This is a genomic window from Hymenobacter agri (genome assembly GCF_054778495.1).
Genome location: NZ_BAAGZM010000669.1, coordinates 1 through 2,172 on the forward strand (window position 1 = coordinate 1; position 2,172 = coordinate 2,172).

Annotated in this window: 2 protein-coding genes; both read left to right on the forward strand. The window is 62.8% G+C overall.

All coding sequences use genetic code 11. The features are described 5' to 3' along the window. Positions 1-428 precede the first annotated feature (428 nt). The gene (gene mgtE / locus ACYVDE_RS20835; protein WP_460503459.1) at positions 429-1,805 is read left to right on the forward strand and encodes a magnesium transporter; all 1,377 of its coding nucleotides are present in this window, start codon (positions 429-431) and stop codon (positions 1,803-1,805) included. 155 nt (positions 1,806-1,960) lie between these two features. Beyond that, a partial coding sequence (locus ACYVDE_RS20840) for a hypothetical protein (protein ID WP_460503460.1) occupies positions 1,961-2,172 on the forward strand: 212 nt, incomplete at its 3' end.

Genomic DNA, 2,172 nt, shown 5'->3' on the forward strand with positions numbered 1-2,172 from the left:
AGGCTGGCGCCGGGTGGCCGTGGTGAACACCTCGATGGGGGCATTGCGGTCGGGCAGCAGGCCGGCAAGCAGCGTCAGAAACGGGTCGTCGTCGCCGCCACCGAGCACCACGAGGGTGCCCAAGGGCGCGGCGGCAGCAGAAGTATCGGGCATGATAACGGGGTTGGGCCGGCAAGATGGGACGGCCGGGGAAATTTGGGCGAGGCTGAACGGCGCGAAGGCCCTTCTGCCGTTCGCCACTGTTCGCGGGGCCTCTCATACGGCGCAAGCGGGAGAAGGTCCTTCGCTGTGCTCGGAATGACAGCCCCCTTCCAAATAACAAATATCCCCAAATACCCATTTACCGGCGGCTTCGCCCTACTTTTGCGGCGCTTAATTTTTTCATCAACCCCGCTTGCCTAGCGAAGCACCTCCCCCTCCTCTTTTTCATGCAGCCGCAGACCGTGGAAACCATCACGTCCCTGATTCAGGAGGGCGAATTTTTTAAGCTCAAGCAGCTGCTTCGCGATTTTCAGCCTTCGGAGCTGGTGTCGCTCATTGAGAAGGAAGATGACCGCGAGCAGCTCATCATTTTCCGGCTGCTGCCGCTGAAGCTGGCGACGGAGGTATTCGAGTTTCTCGACCTGGAAGTGCAGCGCCACTTCTTGGCCAACCTGGCCCAGGACAAGATGGCCGACATCCTCAACGAGATGTCGCCCGATGACCGCACGGCCCTGCTCGAATTTCTGCCCGCCAACTTCGTGGCCGAGCTGGTGCAGAGCCTGAGCGAGGAAGAGCGCAAGGTAACGCTGCAGTTGCTGGGCTACCCCGAATACTCGGTGGGACGCCTGATGACGCCCGACTACATCGCCATTCGCGAGCACTGGACGGTGCAGCAGGTGCTCGAGTACATTCGTCGGCACGGCGGGCAGTCCGAAACGCTGAGCATGCTCTACGTGACCGACGCACACGGCGTGCTCATCGACGATATCCGCATCCGCGAGTTCCTGCTCGCTGCCCCCGAGGCGCGTGTGCGCGACCTGATGGACCGCCGCTACGTGAGCCTGAACGCCGCGCAGGACCAGGAAGAAGCCATCGATATTTTCCGGCGCAACGACCGCGTGGCCCTGCCCGTGGTGAGCGATACGGGCATCCTGCTCGGCATCGTGACGCAGGACGACATCCTCAGCATTCGGGAGGAAGAAGACACCGAGGACATTCAGAAATTCGGTGGCTCCGAAGCCCTCGACGAGCCCTACCTGGCCACCCCGCTCATGCGCATGGTGCAGAAACGGGCCGGCTGGCTGGTGGTGCTGTTTCTGGGCGAGCTGCTCACGGCCTCGGCCATGCAGTTTTTCGAGGGCGAACTGCAGAAGGCCATCGTGCTGGTGCAGTTCATCCCGCTCATCATCAGCAGCGGGGGCAACTCGGGCTCGCAGGCTACGTCGCTCATCATCCGGGCCATGGCGCTGGGCGAGTTCACGCTGGGCGAGTGGTGGCGGGTACTGCGGCGCGAGATTATGTCGGGGCTGGCGCTGGGCGTTATTCTGGGCATCGTGGGCTTTGCGCGCATTGCGGTGTGGCAGTCCATCACACCCATTTACGGCCCGCACTGGCTCATGGTGGCCCTCACGGTGGGGCTGGCGCTGGTGGGCATTGTGCTGTGGGGCTCGCTGGCGGGTTCCATGCTGCCGCTGTTGCTCAAGAAGCTGGGCTTGGACCCGGCCACGTCCTCCGCGCCCTTCGTGGCCACGCTGGTCGACGTCACGGGCCTCATCATCTACTTTACGGTGGCGCTGGTGATGCTGCGCGGCACGCTGCTGTAGGGCGAACCTGTCATCCCGAGCATTCTGCGCATTAAGCAGAGACGAAGGACCTTATCGCGGCAAAACGGCTTGCAGTAAATCAAGCAGGGCGAACGTGAGAAGCCCCTTCGTATCTGGATTAATACGCAGAATGACAACCAATTAAATTACTTCTCATGCTCTGCCGCTGCTCCCTGCTGCTACCCGCCACCGCGCTGGCCCTGGGCGGCTGTGCCGTGCTGGGCAACGTTGCGCAGCTCGACGATGATTATTACCGGGTGGTGCATCGGCCGGCCAACGACACGCTAGCCGCCCTGGCCCCGCACCGGCAGCTCTACGTGCAGCAACGCGCCGACACCTTGCTCCTGACGCCCGACGCGCCCACCGG

Bases quoted from the DNA above. Each gene is read 5' to 3' on its own strand.
- mgtE (WP_460503459.1), top strand. From the start codon at position 429: ATGCAGCCGCAGACCGTGGAAACCATCACGTCCCTGATTCAGGAGGGC.